The organism is Tardiphaga sp. 285_C5_N1_2 (assembly GCF_052076065.1).
Classification (GTDB): Bacteria; Pseudomonadota; Alphaproteobacteria; order Rhizobiales; family Xanthobacteraceae; genus Tardiphaga; species Tardiphaga robiniae.
Genome location: NZ_CP197241.1, coordinates 2,254,668 through 2,273,390, shown reverse-complemented (window position 1 = coordinate 2,273,390; position 18,723 = coordinate 2,254,668). Strand labels below are relative to the sequence as shown.

The 18,723-nt window shown below is 61.8% G+C and carries 25 protein-coding genes; 9 read left to right on the top strand and 16 right to left on the bottom strand.

The genetic code is table 11. From position 1 onward, the window contains the following. Positions 1-6: 6 nt before the first annotated feature. The 4 genes from AB7951_RS10885 to AB7951_RS10870 form a co-directional block, all read right to left on the bottom strand. A complete protein-coding gene (locus tag AB7951_RS10885) occupies positions 7-1,227 on the bottom strand; it encodes an ABC transporter substrate-binding protein (RefSeq protein ID WP_120292249.1) in 1,221 nt (406 codons plus the stop codon). A gap of 37 nt (positions 1,228-1,264) precedes the next feature. Continuing rightward, positions 1,265-2,488, bottom strand: coding sequence for an ABC transporter substrate-binding protein (locus AB7951_RS10880; RefSeq protein WP_120292247.1), 1,224 nt, complete (start codon positions 2,486-2,488; stop codon positions 1,265-1,267). 69 nt (positions 2,489-2,557) lie between these two features. Next, positions 2,558-3,304 carry an ABC transporter ATP-binding protein gene (locus AB7951_RS10875; protein WP_089263896.1) on the bottom strand — a complete coding sequence of 249 codons (747 nt, stop codon included), beginning with the start codon at positions 3,302-3,304 and terminating at the stop codon, positions 2,558-2,560. After that, on the bottom strand, positions 3,297-4,052 hold the full coding sequence (locus AB7951_RS10870) for an ABC transporter ATP-binding protein (RefSeq protein ID WP_089263895.1): 756 nt from the start codon (positions 4,050-4,052) through the stop codon (positions 3,297-3,299). The genes AB7951_RS10875 and AB7951_RS10870 overlap by 8 nt, the downstream gene beginning before the upstream one ends. A gap of 404 nt (positions 4,053-4,456) precedes the next feature. Between AB7951_RS10870 and AB7951_RS10865 the strand changes: the two genes are divergently transcribed. Next, positions 4,457-5,059 (top strand): hypothetical protein, encoded by a 603-nt coding sequence (locus tag AB7951_RS10865; RefSeq protein ID WP_120292245.1) that lies wholly within the window; start codon positions 4,457-4,459, stop codon positions 5,057-5,059. Positions 5,060-5,062: 3 nt separating this feature from the next. On the opposite strand, the gene AB7951_RS10860 is transcribed toward AB7951_RS10865, so the two are convergent. Further along, positions 5,063-5,410 (bottom strand): ArsC family reductase, encoded by a 348-nt coding sequence (locus tag AB7951_RS10860; RefSeq protein WP_120292243.1) that lies wholly within the window; start codon positions 5,408-5,410, stop codon positions 5,063-5,065. A 143-nt stretch (positions 5,411-5,553) separates the two neighbouring features. Further along, complete coding sequence (locus tag AB7951_RS10855) at positions 5,554-6,129, bottom strand: DUF308 domain-containing protein (RefSeq protein WP_120292543.1); 576 nt, start codon at positions 6,127-6,129, stop codon at positions 5,554-5,556. Positions 6,130-6,367: 238 nt separating this feature from the next. Here AB7951_RS10855 and AB7951_RS10850 point away from each other — a divergent pair, with 238 nt between their 5' ends. The 3 genes from AB7951_RS10850 to AB7951_RS10840 all read left to right on the top strand — a co-directional run bounded on the left by AB7951_RS10850 (position 6,368) and on the right by AB7951_RS10840 (position 7,568). Next, positions 6,368-6,781: a MarR family winged helix-turn-helix transcriptional regulator gene (locus AB7951_RS10850; RefSeq protein ID WP_439062666.1), complete on the top strand. Its 414-nt coding sequence runs from the start codon at positions 6,368-6,370 to the stop codon at positions 6,779-6,781. A 72-nt stretch (positions 6,782-6,853) separates the two neighbouring features. Beyond that, positions 6,854-7,012, top strand: coding sequence for a DUF5993 family protein (locus AB7951_RS10845; RefSeq protein WP_176454532.1), 159 nt, complete (start codon positions 6,854-6,856; stop codon positions 7,010-7,012). Between the two features lie 7 nt (positions 7,013-7,019). Further along, positions 7,020-7,568, top strand: coding sequence for a disulfide bond formation protein B (locus tag AB7951_RS10840; protein ID WP_120292238.1), 549 nt, complete (start codon positions 7,020-7,022; stop codon positions 7,566-7,568). Between the two features lie 56 nt (positions 7,569-7,624). Here AB7951_RS10840 and AB7951_RS10835 read toward each other — a convergent pair whose 3' ends face one another. Then, complete coding sequence (locus AB7951_RS10835) at positions 7,625-8,539, bottom strand: hypothetical protein (RefSeq protein ID WP_199712119.1); 915 nt, start codon at positions 8,537-8,539, stop codon at positions 7,625-7,627. A 140-nt stretch (positions 8,540-8,679) separates the two neighbouring features. Between AB7951_RS10835 and AB7951_RS10830 the strand changes: the two genes are divergently transcribed. Beyond that, positions 8,680-9,342, top strand: a complete 663-nt coding sequence (locus tag AB7951_RS10830; protein WP_120292236.1) for an HD domain-containing protein — start codon at positions 8,680-8,682, stop codon at positions 9,340-9,342. Positions 9,343-9,351: 9 nt separating this feature from the next. Here AB7951_RS10830 and AB7951_RS10825 read toward each other — a convergent pair whose 3' ends face one another. Then, a complete protein-coding gene (locus AB7951_RS10825) occupies positions 9,352-9,858 on the bottom strand; it encodes a cytochrome P460 family protein (RefSeq protein WP_120292234.1) in 507 nt (168 codons plus the stop codon). 10 nt (positions 9,859-9,868) lie between these two features. Next, positions 9,869-10,873: an alpha/beta fold hydrolase gene (locus AB7951_RS10820; protein WP_439062667.1), complete on the bottom strand. Its 1,005-nt coding sequence runs from the start codon at positions 10,871-10,873 to the stop codon at positions 9,869-9,871. Positions 10,874-11,128: 255 nt separating this feature from the next. On the opposite strand from AB7951_RS10820, the gene AB7951_RS10815 reads away from it, so the two are divergent. Continuing rightward, entirely contained in the window at positions 11,129-12,709 is a 1,581-nt protein-coding gene (locus AB7951_RS10815) for a winged helix-turn-helix domain-containing tetratricopeptide repeat protein (RefSeq protein ID WP_120292232.1), read from the top strand. Next, positions 12,706-13,197 (top strand): peptide deformylase, encoded by a 492-nt coding sequence (locus AB7951_RS10810; protein ID WP_439061690.1) that lies wholly within the window; start codon positions 12,706-12,708, stop codon positions 13,195-13,197. Before AB7951_RS10815 ends, AB7951_RS10810 begins: the two co-directional genes overlap by 4 nt. Positions 13,198-13,212: 15 nt before the next feature. Here AB7951_RS10810 and AB7951_RS10805 read toward each other — a convergent pair whose 3' ends face one another. Both AB7951_RS10805 and AB7951_RS10800 read right to left on the bottom strand, forming a co-directional pair. Beyond that, a complete protein-coding gene (locus tag AB7951_RS10805; protein ID WP_439061691.1) occupies positions 13,213-13,506 on the bottom strand; it encodes a hypothetical protein in 294 nt (97 codons plus the stop codon). Next, on the bottom strand, positions 13,499-14,248 hold the full coding sequence (locus tag AB7951_RS10800) for a DUF899 domain-containing protein (protein ID WP_120292535.1): 750 nt from the start codon (positions 14,246-14,248) through the stop codon (positions 13,499-13,501). Before AB7951_RS10800 ends, AB7951_RS10805 begins: the two co-directional genes overlap by 8 nt. A 122-nt stretch (positions 14,249-14,370) precedes the next feature. On the opposite strand from AB7951_RS10800, the gene AB7951_RS10795 reads away from it, so the two are divergent. Together AB7951_RS10795 and AB7951_RS10790 are read left to right on the top strand one after the other, a co-directional pair. Continuing rightward, positions 14,371-15,591 carry a helix-turn-helix domain-containing protein gene (locus AB7951_RS10795; RefSeq protein WP_120292227.1) on the top strand — a complete coding sequence of 407 codons (1,221 nt, stop codon included), beginning with the start codon at positions 14,371-14,373 and terminating at the stop codon, positions 15,589-15,591. Between the two features lie 31 nt (positions 15,592-15,622). Beyond that, entirely contained in the window at positions 15,623-16,261 is a 639-nt protein-coding gene (locus tag AB7951_RS10790) for a DUF5074 domain-containing protein (protein ID WP_120292225.1), read from the top strand. A gap of 30 nt (positions 16,262-16,291) precedes the next feature. On the opposite strand, the gene AB7951_RS10785 is transcribed toward AB7951_RS10790, so the two are convergent. The 5 genes from AB7951_RS10785 to AB7951_RS10765 are packed head-to-tail and all read right to left on the bottom strand — an operon-like array spanning position 16,292 to position 18,605. After that, entirely contained in the window at positions 16,292-16,891 is a 600-nt protein-coding gene (locus AB7951_RS10785) for a YdeI/OmpD-associated family protein (protein ID WP_120292223.1), read from the bottom strand. Between the two features lie 27 nt (positions 16,892-16,918). Beyond that, a complete protein-coding gene (locus AB7951_RS10780) occupies positions 16,919-17,578 on the bottom strand; it encodes a TenA family protein (RefSeq protein WP_199712118.1) in 660 nt (219 codons plus the stop codon). 12 nt (positions 17,579-17,590) lie between these two features. Continuing rightward, a complete protein-coding gene (locus AB7951_RS10775) occupies positions 17,591-17,818 on the bottom strand; it encodes a hypothetical protein (RefSeq protein ID WP_120292218.1) in 228 nt (75 codons plus the stop codon). 56 nt (positions 17,819-17,874) lie between these two features. Beyond that, complete coding sequence (locus AB7951_RS10770) at positions 17,875-18,285, bottom strand: SRPBCC family protein (protein WP_120292216.1); 411 nt, start codon at positions 18,283-18,285, stop codon at positions 17,875-17,877. Continuing rightward, positions 18,282-18,605: a metalloregulator ArsR/SmtB family transcription factor gene (locus AB7951_RS10765; protein ID WP_120292533.1), complete on the bottom strand. Its 324-nt coding sequence runs from the start codon at positions 18,603-18,605 to the stop codon at positions 18,282-18,284. Before AB7951_RS10765 ends, AB7951_RS10770 begins: the two co-directional genes overlap by 4 nt. Between the last annotated feature and the right edge of the window lie 118 nt (positions 18,606-18,723).

Genomic DNA, 18,723 nt, shown 5'->3' with positions numbered 1-18,723 from the left:
ACGATCTTATTTCTTCAGCAGCGCACAGGTGCTCTTCTCGATCGGTGTAAAGGCCTGATCGGCTGGCACTGTACCGGCAAGCTTGTAGAAATCCCACGGCGCCTTCGATTCCGACGGCTTCTTCACTTCGAACAGATAGCCCGGGTGAATCTTGCGGCCATTGGCTTCGATCTTGCCCTGCCCGAACAGCGGATCATCGGTCGGCAATTCCTTCATCTTGGCAACGATCTTCGCGCCATCATGTGGATTGCTGCCGAGCGCTTCCAGCGCCTTGAAGTAGTGGATCAAGCCGGCATACACGCCCGCCTGCACCATCGACGGCGGAGCGCCGTTCTTCATGCGCGCTGCGAACTTCTTGGAGAAGTCGCGGGTCTTGTCGTTCAGGTCCCAGTAGAAAGTCTCGGTGAAGCTGAGGCCCTGTGCGGTTTCAAGACCGATCGCCTTGACGTCGGTGATGAACAGCAGCAACGCCGCGAGCTTCTGACCGCCCTTGGCGATGCCGAATTCAGCCGCCTGCTTGATCGAGTTGGTGGTGTCGCCGCCGGCATTGGCCAGGCCGATGACCTTGGCCTTCGACGACTGCGCCTGCAGCAGGAAGGAGGAGAAGTCCGCGGTGTTGAGCGGATGCTTGACGCCGCCGACCACCTTGCCGCCCGAGGATTTGACGACTTCCGAGGTATCGCGCTCCAGCGCGGCACCGAAGGCGTAGTCGGCGGTGAGGAAGAACCAGCTGTCACCGCCGGCTTTGACCATCGCCTGCCCGGTCGAATGGGCGAGCATGTAGGTGTCGTAGGTCCAGTGCACGGTGTTCGGCGAACACTGCGCATTGGTGAGATCCGACGTCGCGGCGCCCGAATTGATGTAGACGCCGTTCTTCTCCTTGACGATGTTGTTCACCGCCAGTGCCACGCCGGAATTCGGTACGTCGACGATGGTGTCGACCTTGTCGACGTCGAACCACTGCCGCGCGATGTTGGAGCCGATGTCCGGCTTGTTCTGGTGATCGCCGGAGATGATGTCGATCTTCCAGCCCTTGGCCATCAGACCGGAGTCCTCCGCCGCCATCTGCGCAGCCAGGGTCGAACCCGGGCCGCCGAGATCGGCATAGAGACCGGACTGATCGCTGAGTGCGCCGATCTTGACGGTCTTGTCCTGGGCCATGGCGATGCCCGCCATGGCCAGCGAAAGCGCCGTGCCAAGAAGTGCGGTTGAAATCTTGTTTTTCATGGCTTCCTCTCAATGATTTGGACGACGGGCTTCTAAATTAGGTCTTCTTCAAAAGCGGACAAGCACTCTTGTCGAGCGGCGTGAAGGCCTGATCGGCAGGGATCGTCGCCACCAGCTTGTAGTAATCCCAGGGCCCCTTTGACTCCTCGGGCTTCTTCACCTCGAACAGATAGGCCGGGTGCAGCTTGCGACCGTTCGGCTGGATCGTGCCCTTGCCGAAGATGATGTCGTCGGTCGGGGTCGCCTTCATCTTGTCGACGATCTTCAATCCGTCATGGGAGTTGCCGCCCATCGCGTCGAGGGTCTTGAAGTAGTGGATCAGCGATGAGTAGACGCCAGCCTGCACCGTGGTCGGCATGGCCTTGTTCTTCGCGCGGTCCTGGAATCGCTTGGAGAATGCACGGGTACCGTCGTTGAGATCCCAATAGAAGGTCTCGGTCAGGTTCAGGCCGTTGGCAACCGGCAGACCGAGCGAATGGACGTCGGTGATGAACATCAGAAGGCCGGCCAGCTTCTGGCCACCCTTAACGATGCCGAATTCTGACGCCTGCTTGATCGAATTGATGGTGTCGCCGCCGGCATTGGCGAGGCCAATGACCTTGGCCTTGGATGTCTGTGCCTGCAGCAGGAACGACGAGAAGTCGGCGGTGTTGAGCGGCGGACGAACGCTGCCCAGCACCTTGCCGCCGACAGCGTTGACGGCGTTGGTGGTGTCGCGCTCGAGCGCCGTCCCGAAGGCGTAGTCCGCGGTCAGGAAGAACCAGGTATCGCCGCCGGACTTGGTCAGCGCCGTGCCGGTGCCGTTGGCGAGCTGATAGGTATCGTAAGCCCAGTGAATGGTGTTCGGCGAGCACTGTGCGTTGGACAGGTCCGACGTTCCCGAACCCGAATTCAGGTAGACGCCGTTCTTTTCCTTGACCACGTTGTTGACGGCGAGACCGACCGACGAGGTCGGCACGTCGACGACGACGTCGAGCTTGTCGCGATCGTACCACTGACGCACGATGTTGACGCCGATATCGGGCTTGTTCTGGTGATCTCCGACCAGCACGTCGATCTTCCAGCCCTTGGCGACCAGACCGGAGTCCTCGACCGCCATCTGCGCGGCAAGCACCGAGCCCTGTCCGGTGATATCGGCATAGAGGCCGGACTGGTCGTTCAGCACGCCGATCTTGGCGGTCTTGTCCTGGGCGAACGCAAGCGAGCTTGCGCTCATCATCAGCGCAAAACCCAGCAGCGACGTCGAAACGACTTTATTCATTCTGTGCTCCCTACCCGTATTGATGGTTGTGTCTATCGTCGGACCGTTGGCTCGGTCCGTTATTCGATATTAGACGCCGAGATACGTATGCAGCTTGTCCATATTCGCCGAGAGCTCGGAATTGGCGAAGCCATCGATGATCTTGCCGTGCTCGACGATGTAGTAACGATCCGCCACCGTGGCAGCGAAACGGAAGTTCTGCTCGACCAGCAGGATGGTGAAGCCCTCCGACTTCAGCCGCGCAATGGTGTGGCCGATCTGCTGGATGATGACAGGTGCGAGACCTTCGGTCGGCTCGTCCAGCATCAGGAAGCGCGCGCCGGTGCGCAGGATGCGGCCGATCGCCAGCATTTGTTGCTCACCGCCGGAGAGTTTTGTCCCTTGGCTGTTGAGACGCTCTTTCAGATTTGGAAACAGCTCGAAGATCTGATCCAGAGACAACCCGCCCGGCCGGATCGTCGGCGGCAGCATCAGATTCTCTTTCACGTCGAGGCTGGAGAAGATGCCGCGTTCTTCCGGACAGAATGCGATGCCCTGCTTCGCGATCTTGTCCGACGAGGTCTTGATGATCTCGTTGCCTTCGAACTTTATCGAGCCGGTGCGCTTGCCGATGATGCCCATGATGGACTTCAGCGTCGTAGTCTTGCCGGCGCCGTTGCGACCGAGCAGCGTGACGACTTCGCCCGGCTTCACGTTGAAATTGATGCCGTGAAGAATGTGCGACTCGCCATACCAGGCTTCGAGATTCTCAATGCTGAGAATTGGATTGCCGGTTGCTGCAGTCGTTGCCGGTGCGGCCATTGTGATCTCAGCCATGCCCGGCTCCCAGATAAGCTTCCTTGACGCGCTCGTCCTTGGTCAGATCGGCGTAGCTGCCTTCCGCAAGAACCTTTCCGCGAGTCAGAACGGTAATGATGTCCGACAGATTGGACACGACGCTGAGGTTATGTTCGACCATCAGGATGGTATACTTCGCCGAGATGCGCTTGATCAGCGCTGCGATCTTGTCGATGTCCTCGTGGCCCATGCCGGCCATCGGCTCGTCGAGCAGCATCATCTCGGGATCGAGCGCCAGCGTAGTGGCGATCTCTAATGCCCGCTTGCGGCCATAGGGCATTTCCACGGCGGGCGTATTGGCAAATTCGCTGAGGCCGACGTCGTCGAGCAGTTCAGCGGCGCGTTGATTGTACTGATCCAGCACGCTCTTGGACCGCCAGAAGTCAAACGACGATCCATGCTGACGCTGCAGTGCAACACGGACATTCTCCAGCGCCGTCAGATGCGGAAACACTGCGGAAATCTGGAACGAACGTACGAGGCCAAGGCGCGCCACGTCGGCGGGCGCCGTCGCGGTGATGTCCTTGCCCTTGTAGAAAATCTGGCCGGCGGACGGCTGCATGAACTTGGTCAGCAGATTGAAACACGTCGTCTTGCCGGCGCCGTTAGGGCCGATCAATGCGTGAATGGTGCCGCGGCGAACTTTGAGACTGACATCGCGGACTGCGAAAAAGCCCGCAAATTCCTTGGTCAATCCGTTGGTTTCGAGAATGAACTCATCGGTCAAGCAAATTTCCCCCATCGACCTTCCCGGCGTGTGTCTCCGCCAGTGGCCAACTTTTTGCGCAGCCGCATTTCGGGGAAAACTGAAAGTCATCCCCGCGCGGCCACATCGAGTGGCGCGAATATGCCGTCAACGCGACGGCGAACGCAAGGTGCAATGCGGCAGAATTGGGTGGACTGCCTGTCGCACTGACTTCGCCCTTAGTCGTAGGCAGTTAGCCCCCTGCGCATGCAAAAAGCAGAGTCCGCCTGCGATCGGTCCACCGTGCAGAACGCACCATCTGTTTGCGCCGCAAGGAGCTTTGAAAATCGCTCGTTAATTGTATTGCGAGGCGACTTCCCGCGTTCATTGATTATTTGCTCACTGTACTCATACTACCCTCGATCGATATCAGGGGGATCGTTGCCGTGGACTTCCAGAGCGCCGACGCGTCCGTGGTGAAGTCCATTCGGCAGCGCGATCTGCTGAACTGCTGGCTACGGCTCTATGCGCCGCAACAGGCCCTGCCCGATATCGCCAACTATCGCCCGGATCGGATGGACGACGAACGTCCTGATCTCGTCGACTACATTGTTAATCACAGCACGGCACCGCCGCGGCTCATCATCGACAGCAACGGCACCCGCATGGCGAGCGCCTATGGTACCACCGGCAAGGGCCGCTATCTCGACGACTATCTCGGTCCGATCCTCGGTCCTGTCGTGCTGCCGGCCTATCATGAATGTATCGCACGCGAGTTGCCGACTTACACCGTCTCGATGATCGACGATGTCAACGGTCGTGTTGTCGCCTATGAGCGGATGCTGATGCCGTTCTCATCAGGCAATGGCGTCACCCATATCATCGCGTCGCTCAAGACGATCAGCGAGGACGGTGGATTCGAAATCAAAAATCTGATGCGCGGCCATCACAGCGTGCCGGTGCCGAAACTCCGCGCGGTGATCGATCGCAGCCTGTCCTATCGTGCGCCGCACCGGCTCGCAGCCGGCGACGTCGTCGAGATCGACTGATCGCTATTTTACGTCTTTTGCGTAAATCTCCGGCTTGAAACCAACCACAAGCTTGCCGCCAAGATCGAGCACAGGCCGCTTGATCATCGAGGGCTGCTCGAGCATCAGCGCGATTGCCTTGCTCTCGTTCAGACCTTCCTTGGCAGCGTCATCGAGCTTGCGAAACGTGGTGCCGGCGCGATTGAGCAGCGTCTCCCAGCCGACCTCCTTGGCCCAGCGCTGCAGCCGCGCCTTGTCGATGCCTTCGGCCTTGTAGTCATGGAAGCTGTAGGCGACGCCATGGCTGTCGAGCCAGACGCGCGCTTTCTTCATCGTATCGCAATTCTTGATACCGTAGATGGTGATGGCCATGAGATGTCGCCGTGCCTGCCAAGAGTGATCGTCGTTCTCACCTGACTAGCAGATCAGGCAGCAGCGGCTGACAGCAAATCCGCGATCATCCACAGAGGCCACCGATGATGCTGGGGCCGACATCATCGGTTTGTCCTCAGATCTCAGGCCGTACGCCCGCGGTTCGCGAAGATCAACCACAGCGCCGACACCAGGAAATAGAAGGCGCCGAAACCGGCATAGGGCGCGATATCCACGATCGTCGGCACTGTGGCGCCGCCCGCCTGCTTGACAAAGAACAGGCCGGCCGCGGTCGACTGCGCTCCGCTCAGGATCATCGCCCACTGCGCACCGAATGCGCGCCAGCGTCGAACGCCGGTGACCAGTTGCGCGAGGCCCGCCAATGCCGCCCAGACGCCGAACACCGCGAGTACGGCATTCATCCCCGTGCGCAAGGCGATGGCCACGGCCAGTGCGGCAATGAGGCTCACCCCCACATTCAGCGCCTGCGAGGGATTGGCCAGCAAGCCGCCGCTGCCCTGGGCATCGAACCAGTTCGCAAGTGCATCCCAGGCGGGATAGCTGACCAGCAGGATGGCGGCGGCCCCGGGCGACGAGACGCCAACGGTGAAGGCGGCGGCCACCCAGGCCGCCGCGACGATGCCGCGGACGAGGTAATAACGTGCGAGGTCTCCGCTCGCTACGGCCGGCAGGCTGGCGGTTCCCTGTGGGACGGTCATGCTGGTCTCCATCGAAGCTTGGACCGGGCGCTCTCCACCGGGCTGGCGGAAGAACCTTGGTCAAATTACATATTACGATAACTAATATCGCGATATGTTTATTGGCTCGATCACCGCCTTGTCCATATTTATTTATCGCGATATACATTATTGTGATATCGACGTGAGGAGAGTTGCCGTGGTGCCCGCCGACATTCCGCTGGATCACCAGCTCTGTTTTTCGCTCTACAGCGCCAGCATGGCCATCGGCCGGGCCTACAAGCCGCTGCTCGACGCGCTCAAGATCACCTACCCGCAATATCTCGTGCTGAGCACATTGTGGGAGGGCGGCGCACAGAGCGTCGGCGGCATCGCCGACCGGCTGGCGCTGGAATCGAGCACGGTCACGCCGCTGGTGAAGCGGCTCGAACAGGCCGGCTTCGTCGCGCGCAGGCGAAATCCGGACGATGAGCGGCAGGTCGTCGTCAGCCTCACAGCCAAAGGCACGGCGCTGCGCGAGAAGGCACGCTGCCTCGGCGAGACGTTGTTCGCCGCGGCCGGCATGACGCCGGAACGGCTGATCGCCCTGAACAGCGAGGTCCATGCCTTTCGGGATGCCGTGACCAACTACACCGGCAAGACAGGTGCGACCGTGGCGGAGACCGCCGACTGACGCAGATGACACGCGACAGGGCGCCAGCGAATCTGTCGTAAGATACCGGACACATTCAGCGCCGGAGCGACCATGGAGTTCACCGCACTTTTCCTGGCGATCGCCATCACCATGCTCGTCGCATGGTATGGCAGCCGCACGCTCGCATTCTCTCTGTTCGCCGTTGTGCTGATTGCCTGCGTGGCGACCTTCCTGCACCACGCCACCGACGCGCTGAAACTGTCGTTCTGAGGCCATCATGACCTCACAGCGCGCTATCGCCCTCAACGTCCTCGCACTCTACGCCCTCGCCGCGCTGCTCGCGGCCGCCTTTGCCGCACAGTTCATTTTGGGCGAACTGCCCTGCCCGCTATGCCTGCTGCAGCGGATCATGTTCGCGCTGCTCGCCATCGGCCCGATCCTCAACATTCGCTTCGGCCCGCGCCCCAGCCACTATGCGCTATCACTGCTCGCCGCCGTGGTCGGCGCCGCCGTCTCAACGCGGCAGGTGCTGCTGCACATCACGCCCGGCGATCCCGGCTTCGGCACCGCGCTGTTCGGCTATCACTATTACACCTGGGCACTGATCGGCTTCGTCGCGGCGATCGTGCTGCTGTCGCTGGTGCTGCTGTTCGACCGGCAATTCGAGAAGGACCCCGCTGCTCACTCGGCGCCCAGCGTGATCGCGCATGTTGCCGTCTGGCTCGTGATCGGCCTGACGGCTGCGAACATCGCCTCGACCTTGCTCGAATGCGGCTTCAAGGCCTGCGCGGATGATCCGGTAGTGTATGAGCTATTGAAGCGATAGCGGCACTCGTTCCCCGGGAGCGAGCGACCTTACAAGTGCGGTTGAGAGCTGGCACGTCAGGACAACCAACCTGTATTGTCGTAGATCTCTCCGAACGTCTGAACCGCGATACAGTTGACTCCCATCGACTCCAAGAAAAAGAGCTTTCCGGCCTGCCTGTCGTCAGACATGTCGTTTTTGTAAACATACCAAGCTGGATGAAAGCGCTCGCGAAACTTCTTGAAGTACTTGGCACGCTCAATCAGAAGCCAGCGCAGAAAGACTTCGTTTTCTTCAAGAGCCAAACCAAAGATGAGCAAGGGCTTATTGAATACAACATGAATCCAGGTATTCGCACCTGCCCAAATGCGACGATCCTTTGCTCCAAAGAGAGGGGCGGCGCCGCTGCGATGAAGCCAAGTCCGGGCTCGCTGAACCGACCCCATATAGTGGCTAAGTCCCAAGCGAATGCTTCGCTTGTATTTTACCATTCCGTTAATGTGCCAAACGCCGAAAGAAGCGCACGGATCAGTGATAGCTGTTTGGCTAAAGTGACACTCCCACGGGTAGTAGCTCGTAAATTTCGGATTTTGCGGACGCCAGAACTGTGCATTGACGGCATCGCTCAACACTTGATCGAAGTTCGTCGTGAGCACTGGAGTGCAGTGTCGTACTGCCCAGTTCATGATCTTCCGGTGATGTGGGAGTACATCCCAACCGTCCAGGAGCGCACAAAATTGCTCCTGCAGAGCACCGATCTTACTCCCGGACAAGAGCTCTAGCACATCATAAAATTCTGTAAGCGTCGTGCCAGGTGGTACCTCGACAAGCCCGGGCGAGCACTCTTGAGCAATCTCGACGAGCAGCTGATCCCAGGAATTTACACGTTTCGATTCTACGTATCGGTGGATGCCGTTTCCGATGATCAGAGCCAAATTATCGCTGCTCTGCTCAAGCAAGGCGCTAAGGCTGTTGACGGGGTTATTGGCCACAATTCCTCATGATGCTGCTTCGGCGATAAAACGGCATACACACTCAGCCTTGCCGCCTGAGTTCTACCCGTTCGCAATCCGAATCTAATGACATCAAAACACGCTTGGCAACGCCCGGCGGCCAATCTAACAACGACGCCATGACTGAGATCACCGGTATCGCTGCCGCCTTCGCTCCGTTCGAAACGCTGGCCTCTTCACTTCTACATCACGTCAAGACCGATGACGGATCGCATGACGTCGCGCATCTGGCGCGCGTCTGGTCCAACGTCCGCACCATCCAGCAAGCCGAAGGCGGCCATCCCGAGATCTTGGCGGCAGCGACGCTGCTGCACGACTGCGTCGCCGTCGAGAAGAGCTCACCGCTCCGCGCCAGCGCCTCGCGCCTCGCTGCCGAACACGCGGTGACCCTGCTCGCCCCGTTCGGCTGGACGACCGAGCGGCTCGAGCGTGTTGCCCATGCCATCGCGGCGCATAGTTTCTCGGCGAAGATCACACCTGAAACGATCGAAGCGCAGATCCTGCAGGACGCGGACCGGCTGGACGCCATGGGCGCCATCGGCATCGCGCGCTGTTTTTACACCGCCGGGCGGATGCAGTCCTTTCTGTACGATCCGGAAGATCCCGCTGCGCGCCATCGCCCATTCGACGATCGCAACTATGCGATCGACCATCTGCCGGCCAAACTGCTGACGCTCGCGGAAGGCTTCAACACCGCCACCGGCCGACGCATGGCACAAGAACGCCACGCGCGGACCGAGGCTTTCCTCACGGCGTTTCTGGCCGAGGTCGGCGTTTCGTGAAATGGGCGCTTACGGCGCCCACTTCGTGAACACGTAATCCCGCTCCTTCACGCGTGCCTCGTGACACGCAAAGCAGGTTTCGTGCTGCGCCTGATCCACCGGCTTGCCGTCGATGAAGCGGCCGAAGCCCCAGCCGCCTGACGCGGGGTATTTCTTCGAATCCTTCGCCATGACCTGAACCGTGGTCGCGGCGCCGGGGATCGAGGCAGATTCGAATTCAGGCGATTGGGTGTGCTTCCAGGCGAGTTTCACCAGCACCGTGCCATCGGGGAACGGCAGCTTGCTATCCCGATAGGCCTTGACCGCGATGTCGTTGCCGACCACCGCGCGCAATTCATTCAGAGGCTCGGCCTCCTGCGCCGGCGCGATCAGCTCCCATTTGCGGTAGTCATCCGGAAGCGCGATGCCATAGATCGGCGACAGGTTTTCCGGATTGGCGGTATTGGCGGCAAGGGCCGCCACCACCCCGGATGACACCACACCTGCCGCGAGGCTCGCTGCAAGAATCCATCGCATCGCGGATCCCTCAGCGTGCCATCGCGTCGGCGTCGATGACGGCCTGGGCGAATTCACGCGGTGCTTCCTGCGGCAGGTTGTGACCGATGCCACCATTCACCGTGCGATGCTCGTACTTGCCGGTGAACTTCTTCGCATAGGCCTTGGGATCGGGATGCGGCGCGCCATTGGCGTCGCCTTCCATGGTGATAGTCGGCACCGAGATCACCGGCCCCTGCGCCAGCCGCTTCTCCAGCTCATCATACTTCGCCTCGCCCTGGGCGAGTTCGAGCCGCCAGCGATAGTTGTGGATGGTGATGGCGACGTGATCGGGATTCTCGAACGCCTTGGCCGAGCGGTCATAGGTGGCGTCGTCGAAATTCCACTTCGGCGAGGCCAGCTTCCAGATCAGCTTGGCGAAGTCGTGCCGGTACTTGTCGTAGCCCAGCCGGCCGCGCTCCGTGGTGAAGTAGAACTGGTACCACCATTCCAGTTCAGCCTTCGGCGGCAGCGGCATGCGGTTGCCCTCCTGGCTGCCGATCAGGTAGCCGCTGACGGCGACCAGCGCCTTGACGCGCTCGGGCCAGATCGCAGCCAGAATGTCGGCCGTGCGGCCACCCCAGTCGTAGCCGCCGACCACCGCCTTCTCGATCTTCAGTGCGTCCATGAACGCGACGATGTCGGTGGCAAGCGCTGCCGGCTGGCCATTGCGCACCGTCGCGTCGGAGAGGAAGCGCGTGCCGCCATAGCCGCGCAGATACGGGATGATGACGCGGTAGCCGGCCGAGGCCAGCAGCGGCGCGACATCCACATAGCTATAGATGTCATAGGGCCAGCCGTGCAGCAGCAGCACAACGGGGCCGTTGGCCGGGCCGTCCTCGGCATAGGCGACACTGAGGTCGCCGGCATTGATCTGCTTCAGCGGCTTGAACGACGTATGCGTGCCGCGCTTGATGGCCGGGAGCTGCTTGCCGGCCTTGGCGGCCTGCGCCGCGGCGGAGCCGATGCCGCCGAACTGAGCCGCGGCGATGCCCATGAGCGCCGCGCCCAGCAGGCTGCGGCGGTTGAAGTGACTGGTGTCGCGCTTGTCATTCGTCATGGTGCAGGTCCTCCGGGCAATGACGGTTGAGGCCGTCGATGTGCGGACCATGCCGCGGTACCGGCATCCTCGCTTGAAGATTTCTCCGATTTTCTCTTGAGAAGGCCATGATTTATCGTTGAGACGGGGTGTGCTAGGGGACGCTCCTGCGCACAAGGCCTTGGCGCGACAACAGGTATTGGACCCCCTATCTTGCTGTTCCGGTTCGACGAATTCGTCCTCGACACTGACCGGCGGGAGCTGCGGCGGGGCACGAACACGGTGGCGGTGGAGCCGCAGGTGTTCGATGTGCTGGAATTCCTGATCCGCGCCCGGGACAAGGTCGTCAGCCGTGACGATCTGCTGGCCGAAGTCTGGCATGGCCGCATCGTGTCCGAGGCGACGCTCAGCAGCCGGGTCAACGCGGCCCGTACCGCCATCGGCGACAATGGCGAGCAGCAGCGGCTGATCCGCACTTTGCCGCGGAAGGGGTTTCGCTTCGTCGGCGAGGTCATCGAACAGACCGACAGCCCCTCTCCGCTCGTGGTGACAACGCCCGCAACTGCACTCCTGCCCGCTACCGCCGATCCCGCAGGTCTGTCGATCGCGGTGCTGCCCTTCACCAATATGAGCGCCGACCCCGAGCAGGATTATTTCGGCGACGGTATCGCCGAGGAAATCATCACCGCGCTGTCCCGCTGCAGCGGACTGTTCGTGATCGCGCGCAACTCGTCCTTCATTTACAAATCCAAGCCGGTCGACATCCGCGAGGTCGGCCGCATGCTTGGCGTCAACTATGTGCTCGAAGGCAGCGTCCGCCGCGCCGGCGAGCGGCTTCGCATCATTGCGCAATTGATCGACGCCCGTTCCGGTGCGCATCTCTGGGCCGACAAGTTCGATAGCGACCGCAGCGACGTGTTCGACCTGCAGGACCGCATCACCGAACAAGCCGTCGCCGCCATCGAGCCCACGCTGCGCATCGCCGAGATCGAACGCAGCAAGCACAGCCGTCCGAACAAGCCCGATGCCTATGACCTGCTGCTGCGCGCCTCCGGCTACCAACACGATTTCACGCCCGAAAGCATGACCGCGGCGCTGGATTGCCTGCATCAGGCTCTGGCCATTGATCCGGCTTACGCGCCCGCGATGGCAGCGGCCGCCTATTGCCATGCGCAGCGACACTTCCAGGGCTGGATCAGCCCGGACGACGCCCATCGCAGCGAAGGCCTCGCGCTGGCGCATCGCGCCATCGAGCGGATGCCGAACGATCCGCAAATCCTCTGGATGGCCGCGTTTGCGATCTGGAATCTCGCCGAGCCACAGACGGCGAAGGACGCGGCCGTCGAATTGTTCAGCCGCTCGCTCGCGATCAATCCAAACTCCGCCACTGCACTTGCACTGGCCGGATGGATCGAGACCATGCGCGGACAGCAGCAGGCCGGCCGCGCTCTGCTCGATCGCGCACGACGTTTGAACCCGCTGGATCCGCACGGCTGGTTCGTCTCCGGTGCGCTGGCCATCGCCGCGATCATCGACGAGAACTATCCCGAAGCGATCAACTGGGCCGACAAGGCGCTGCTGCAGAATCGGCGTTTCGCCGTTGCACTCCGCGCGCTCGCCGTGGCGCTCGTGAAAACCGGCGCGCACGAACGTGCAGCGCAGGTAGTCGAGGAACTGCTGACCATCGAACCGGAGCTCACGGTCTCCGCTTTCTTTGCGCGCATCCCCGTCCCCGTCGAATCCATGGCGAAGACCTATGCGGATGCGCTGAAGGCTGCGGGACTGCCGGAATGACCATCCGCCCTATCGTCCGCTATCCCAATCCGCTTCTCGCGCAGCCGGCTGCTGATGTCACCGTGTTCGACGATGCGCTGCGCGCGCTCGCTGACGATCTGCGCGACACCATGCATGCCGCTCCTGGCATCGGCATCACCGCGCCGCATATCGGCGTATCCCTGCGCGTCGTCGTGCTCGATCTCGGCGATGGCGCCAAGACCTATGTGAATCCGGAGATCGCATGGGCCTCGCCCGAACTGATCATGCATCAGGAAGGCAGTGTCTCGATGCCCGGTGTGAATGACGACATCCAACGTCATGCGCGTATCCGACTCGCCTATCAGGATATCGACGGCAATACACAGCTCGAAGAGTCCGACGGCCTGCGTGCGGTTTGCCACCAGCACGAGATCGACCAGCTCAACGGCATGTTCTGGATCCAGCGCCTGTCGCGCCTCAAGCGCGAGCGGCTGATCAAGCGGTTCGAGAAGTTGCCGCGCGCCTGAAGCGCGCGACAACCGTCACGTCCGCCACTGCGATTGGCGGCATCGGCCGGATATCAGCCTGAGCCAGGGCACGGTATGGAACAAGCTCATGAAGGCATACATCATCGCCATTCCACTCCACGGCGATGAACGCGACGTTGAACACAGTAGGTCCGGCGAACTGCCATCGAGCACACCCGTCAGCAGCGCCATCAATGCGAAGGCCGGTGCGGCCGCAAGGCATAGCCAGTCGGCGGCCGGCGCAAGGCTACCCATTTTCCAGCGATAGGCCTTCGCACGATCCATGACATCGTCGAGGGCGCTACTCATCGGTCTTCCGGAATGTCGCCTCGCCGGCATCCGAGACCTCGACCCATTTCTTGTCGGGTGCGGCGCCAGCGACATAGTTGTCGTGCCAGTTCCACCATTTGTAGGTCGGAGTCTGCGGATAGCCTTCGGGCGAATCCTCCCAGACCTCCTGGCGGCCGAGCGGCGTCGCGTCGAGATAGCTCCAGGTGGTCCCCATCGCCTCGTCGCCGCGGCTGTTGATGAAATAGGTGCGGAACACGCGGTCGCCCTCGCGGAAGAACACGTTGTGGCCGTGCCACTCGTCGACACCGAAGTCGGCGTCGAAACTGTCCGTGATGGTGACCCACGGCATCTCCCAGCCCATCCGCGCCTTCAAACGCGCGATATCCGCCTGCGGTGCCCGCGAGGCATAGACGAGCGTGGTATCGCGGGCATTCAGATGCGCGAGGTGGGCAACCTGATCAGCCCCTAGCGAACAGCCGCGGCAGGCGTGATCGGGCCAACCGAACACACCGGGCTCAAAGAAAGCGCGGTAGACGATCAACTGGCGGCGACCGTCGAACAGGTCGCGCAGGCTTGCCGTTCCATCAGGCCCCTCGAATGCATAGGTCTTCTCCACTTCCATCCATGGCATCCGCCGGCGCTCGGCAGCGAGCGCGTCGCGCGCCCGCATGACAGCCTTCTCCTTCACGAGCATGTCCGTTCGCGCCGCCTCCCATGCCTGCGGTGACACAATCGGTGGTGTTTTCATCGGTGCCGTCATGGTCTTCTCTCCACTTTCGTCCATCGTCATGCGTTGCCGGCACGACTTGCCGGTTGATCGTCGTGAGGTAGATTAGGATCCGGCAATGGACGGGTGGGAGTGACAAGTGTGGCGGGATTTGAATGGACTCCCTGATCACCGCCGCAGGTCATGCGCTCGCGGCGGGTGATCCGCTCGGTGCCCTGAAGCGTGTTGCATTGCGTGATGACGCGCCGGCACTCGCGCTGCGCGGCATCGCAATGGCACAGCTCGGCGATTTCGCACGCGCGAAGGATCTCGTGAAACGAGCCGCGCGTGCCTTCGGTGCGAAGGAACCGGTGGCGCGTGCGCGGTGCATCGTCGCCGAGGCCGAAATCGCCCTCGTCTCGCGCGATCTTCATTGGCCCACCAAGACGCTCGACGCCGCACGGCTCACACTCGACGCCCACGGCGACCACGTGAATGCAGCCTATGGCGGCTATCTCGACGTCAGGCGCCTTCTGCTCATCGGGCGTCTCGACGAAGCCGAGCGCAAGCTCGGCGCGCTCGATCCCGCGCCTCTGCCGCCCGCCTTGCGTACGGCTCACGCGCTGGTCGTCGCCGGCATTGCGATGCGCCGCCTGCAGGCGAAAAAATCACGCGCCGCCATTGCCGACGCGCAGCGTGCCGCCAGGCTTGCCCGCATTCCGGCGCTAACGGCCGAAGTGAACACTGCATCCCGGCTCCTCGACGCTCCCGCTGCGCGTCTGATCGCACGTGGCGGCGAACGCGTGTTGCTGCTCGACGATGTCGAGGCGTTGCAGAATTCGAAAGCCATTGTCATCGATGCGTGCCGGCATGTCATCCGCTGTCAGAAAACAGAGCTGTCGCTGGCGACCCGGCCCGTCCTGTTCGCCCTCGCCCGCGCACTCGGCGAAGCATGGCCTGCGGATGTTTCGCGCGAAACGCTGCTGGCGCGCGCATTCCGCGCCAGACATGCCGATGACTCCCATCGCGCGCGACTCCGCGTCGAGATGGGACGACTGCGCAAACTGCTTGCGCCGCTGGCCGAGGTGAACGCGACCAAGCCCGGTTTTGCGCTGGTACTGCGCCGCGCCCGCGACGTCGTCGTGCTGGCGCGGCCCGTCGAGGAAGAACACGCCGCAGTGCTCGCGCTTCTCGCCGATGGAGAAGCCTGGTCGAGCTCTGCACTGGCGCTCGCGCTCGATACCAGCCAGCGCAGCGTTCAGCGGGCACTCGACGAACTTGCCGCCACTAATAAGGTACAACCATTCGGCCGCGGACGGGCGCGCCGCTGGATGTCGCCGTCCCTGCCGGGACTCGCGACGATGTTGTTACTCCCGCCGCCGCTACCGGATCATTAGGGTCGTCGCCATCGTCACGAGGGAAACACTCATGAAAACATCCGCAGCAGAAATCGTTCGTGAATATGGCCCCTTCGAGGGCGTCGATGGCGTGCATGGCGTCACCTATGACGGCACGCAAGTCTGGTTCGCATCCGGAAACAAACTCCACGCACTCGATCCCGCAAGCGGCAAGACGGTGCGCGCCATCGACGTCGCCGCTCATGCCGGCACGGCATTCGACGGCAAGCATCTGTTCCAGATCGCCGAGGACCGTATCCAGAAGATCGATCCGCAAACCGGCCGCGTGCTGAATACCATCCCTGCGCCCGGCGGCGGTGCCGACTCCGGCATGGCCTGGGCCGAAGGCACGCTGTGGGTCGGGCAATATCGCGAGCGCAAAATCCACCAGATCGATCCCGACACCGGAAAGATCCTGCGCACCATCGAGAGCAACCGCTTCGTCACCGGCGTGACCTGGGTCGACGGCGAACTCTGGCACGGCACCTGGGAAAACGACGAGAGCGACATCAGGCGCATCGATCCGCAAACCGGCGAAGCGCTGGAGAAGCTCGCACTGCCGGCAGGCAGTGGCGTCTCCGGCCTCGAGTCAGATGGTGCCGATCAGTTCTTCGCCGGCGGCGGAGCCAGCGGCAAGGTACGCGCGATCAGGAGGCCGAAGCGGAAGTGATCGGTAGCATGAGCCGCGTCCCGTCGCGGCTCACTTCTTCCCCTGCGGATAGATCGTCTCGCCCTTCTTGAGCATCTCGACGAAGGCCGCAATCCGCTTCTTGCGGCCGGCTTCGGTCTTCATGTTGTGGACCCGAAATGCCAGTGAGAAGCGGTTCTGGGCGCTGAGCTTGGCCAGCATCGCTTTGGCTTTCGGCTCGGCGTCGATCGCGGCCTGCAGATCGGCGGGAATCGCCATGTCCTTGCCGCTGCCATAGGCGCGATCCCAGCGACCATCGGCCTTGGCCGCCTCAACATGGACAAGGCCATGCTCGGTCATGCGCTCCTCTGCGACGAGGCGCGCAACATTGTCGACATTGATCTTGCTCCACACGCTCTTCTTCCCGCGCGGTGAATAGCGTTGCAGAAAGCTCGTCTCGTCCAGCCCCTTGCGGATGCCGTCGATCCAGCCCCAGCACAGCACGACATCGATCGCCTCCTTCGGCGTGATCGATGCGAGACCAGATTTCAGTTTGTGAACCTTGATCCAGATCTCACCGGCCCTGTCGTGGTTCTTGCCGAGCCATTTATAGAAGGCGTCGGCGCTCTTGAACTCGCGCACATTCGCGGGATCGACTTTGACGGGTGCCATGCTCTGTCCTGACCGCTGCGCGTCGCACTAGCGCGCGTCCAGCCCCATCTGCCAGAAATCGGCTTCCAGGCGCGACGCCTGACCGAACAGTTTTGCGAGCTCCGTAAAGCGCCGCTCGGTCATCGCACGCGCGGCGAGATCGTCGAGATGGCGGCGTGCTTTCATCGCGATATCCTGATAGGCGTCGCCGGCATATTCGCCGATCCATTCGCGATACGGATGATCTCCGAGCGCGTCGGCACCGTCAGGCGCAAGCTTCCTGCCTATCTCGGCATAACCGATCACGCAGGGCGCCAGCGCCACATGCAGATCGAGCAGATCCCCGGCAGCGCCGCAATCCAGTACGAAGCGCGTATAGGCCACCGTCGCCTGCAACTCGGGCGCAGCCTCGATATCGGCCGGCGACAATCCCCACCTCCCGCACAGTTTTACGTGAAGCTCCATCTCGCCGAGGATGGACGCAAGTCCGCCTTGGGCCGCCTTCATGTCGTCAAGCGAGCGGCTCTTGTACGTCGCCAGCGCATAGGCGCGCGCGAACTGGATCAGGAACAGATAGTCTTGCACCAGATAGGTGCGAAACGCGGGCTCAGGCAGCGTGCCGGCGCCGAGTTGGCGGACGAAACTATGATCGACATAGCTGGACCAGTCATCGGCCGCAGCTGATTTGAGACGATCAAAAATATCCATGCGCATTCCAATTCACGCGTTCATCCGTCCACTGCCCGGCGTTGCTCTACGCCACTTTGCGGTATAGGGCAGCACGAACATATAGAGACCGCTGAACATCAACAGAAACAGCGGTGGCAACGGCGAGAAGGTCACCCAGGCTGGCGGCTCGCCAAATCCGCGGACAGCGAAATTGGCGATGACCGTCCCGGTAAAGGCCAGCGACAGCCAGCGGTGTGCGTATCTGATCCATAGGCTCATGTTGAGCGACCCTCAGTGCAATGCGGAAGTGGCGTGAGATTCTGTGTCGGCCGAATTCAGTCCAGTCGCGACAGAAGCTGCTCCATCGACGCCAGGAATCGCGGCCATCCGAACTTGGCGCCCTGATAGGCCTGCTCCTGATCCGGCCGGAAGCCGACCTGCTCCATCCGCAGCAGTGTCCCGTTGCTGGAAGGCGTAAGGGTCCAGGTCACGACACTCTCGAGACCCAGGGCCTCCCACGTGTAAGCGAGCTTTTGGTTCGGCTCGACTTCCGTGACCCGGCAAGCGACCACGCCCCAGTTTGCGCTCAGATCAAAACGATGCCCGAGGACGGGCTGGAAATCGTTTTTCATCAGCCACTCGGCGATCAGATGCGGCTGGGTCAGCGCGCGCCAGAGCTTTTCCGGCGCATGGCCAAATTCCCGCTCGACGACGACAGAACGTGTTTCGGCTGCAGTATTGGTCAATTGTCCATCCTCTTCAGCAGTTGTTCGAGATCGTCGAACCGGCTCTCCCAGAACCCAGCCATCTGACTGGTCCAGTCGAGCAGCGGCGCCAGGGCCGCCGGTTGCGATCGATAATGTGTCTGACGGCCGCTCTGACGATCGAGCACCAGCCCCGCCTGCTTCAGCACGCCGAGATGTTTGGAGACCGCCGGCTGCGAAACCCCGGCTTGCGCGGTCAGTGCCGCGACGGTCTGCTCCCCGTCACGACAGAGCCGCTCGAAGATCGCACGCCGGGTCGGATCGGCGAGCGTCTTGAAGAGCACATCGAAGGTGGTCAGCATCGCATCCATAACCCGTCAGTTATCGATTTGATCAATAACCGGCGAGCTATGGATTGGTCAAGCCCAAATTGGATGGAAGGCAGTTTTCGGGATCGCGGAAAGCGCGGGCGTCGTCCGA

What these genes read in the sequence shown, in the direction of transcription:
- AB7951_RS10885 (WP_120292249.1), bottom strand. Translation starts at nt 1,227, where the DNA reads ATGAAAAACAAGATTTCAACCGCACTTCTTGGCACGGCGCTTTCGCTG.
- AB7951_RS10880 (WP_120292247.1), bottom strand. Translation starts at nt 2,488, where the DNA reads ATGAATAAAGTCGTTTCGACGTCGCTGCTGGGTTTTGCGCTGATGATG.
- AB7951_RS10875 (WP_089263896.1), bottom strand. Translation starts at nt 3,304, where the DNA reads ATGGCTGAGATCACAATGGCCGCACCGGCAACGACTGCAGCAACCGGC.
- AB7951_RS10860 (WP_120292243.1), bottom strand. Translation starts at nt 5,410, where the DNA reads ATGGCCATCACCATCTACGGTATCAAGAATTGCGATACGATGAAGAAA.
- AB7951_RS10855 (WP_120292543.1), bottom strand. Translation starts at nt 6,129, where the DNA reads ATGACCGTCCCACAGGGAACCGCCAGCCTGCCGGCCGTAGCGAGCGGA.
- AB7951_RS10850 (WP_439062666.1), top strand. Translation starts at nt 6,368, where the DNA reads ATGGCCATCGGCCGGGCCTACAAGCCGCTGCTCGACGCGCTCAAGATC.
- AB7951_RS10845 (WP_176454532.1), top strand. Translation starts at nt 6,854, where the DNA reads ATGGAGTTCACCGCACTTTTCCTGGCGATCGCCATCACCATGCTCGTC.
- AB7951_RS10840 (WP_120292238.1), top strand. Translation starts at nt 7,020, where the DNA reads ATGACCTCACAGCGCGCTATCGCCCTCAACGTCCTCGCACTCTACGCC.
- AB7951_RS10830 (WP_120292236.1), top strand. Translation starts at nt 8,680, where the DNA reads ATGACTGAGATCACCGGTATCGCTGCCGCCTTCGCTCCGTTCGAAACG.
- AB7951_RS10825 (WP_120292234.1), bottom strand. Translation starts at nt 9,858, where the DNA reads ATGCGATGGATTCTTGCAGCGAGCCTCGCGGCAGGTGTGGTGTCATCC.
- AB7951_RS10820 (WP_439062667.1), bottom strand. Translation starts at nt 10,873, where the DNA reads ATGGGCATCGCCGCGGCTCAGTTCGGCGGCATCGGCTCCGCCGCGGCG.
- AB7951_RS10810 (WP_439061690.1), top strand. Translation starts at nt 12,706, where the DNA reads ATGACCATCCGCCCTATCGTCCGCTATCCCAATCCGCTTCTCGCGCAG.
- AB7951_RS10805 (WP_439061691.1), bottom strand. Translation starts at nt 13,506, where the DNA reads ATGAGTAGCGCCCTCGACGATGTCATGGATCGTGCGAAGGCCTATCGC.
- AB7951_RS10800 (WP_120292535.1), bottom strand. Translation starts at nt 14,248, where the DNA reads ATGACGGCACCGATGAAAACACCACCGATTGTGTCACCGCAGGCATGG.
- AB7951_RS10795 (WP_120292227.1), top strand. Translation starts at nt 14,371, where the DNA reads ATGGACTCCCTGATCACCGCCGCAGGTCATGCGCTCGCGGCGGGTGAT.
- AB7951_RS10790 (WP_120292225.1), top strand. Translation starts at nt 15,623, where the DNA reads ATGAAAACATCCGCAGCAGAAATCGTTCGTGAATATGGCCCCTTCGAG.
- AB7951_RS10785 (WP_120292223.1), bottom strand. Translation starts at nt 16,891, where the DNA reads ATGGCACCCGTCAAAGTCGATCCCGCGAATGTGCGCGAGTTCAAGAGC.
- AB7951_RS10780 (WP_199712118.1), bottom strand. Translation starts at nt 17,578, where the DNA reads ATGGATATTTTTGATCGTCTCAAATCAGCTGCGGCCGATGACTGGTCC.
- AB7951_RS10775 (WP_120292218.1), bottom strand. Translation starts at nt 17,818, where the DNA reads ATGAGCCTATGGATCAGATACGCACACCGCTGGCTGTCGCTGGCCTTT.
- AB7951_RS10765 (WP_120292533.1), bottom strand. Translation starts at nt 18,605, where the DNA reads ATGCTGACCACCTTCGATGTGCTCTTCAAGACGCTCGCCGATCCGACC.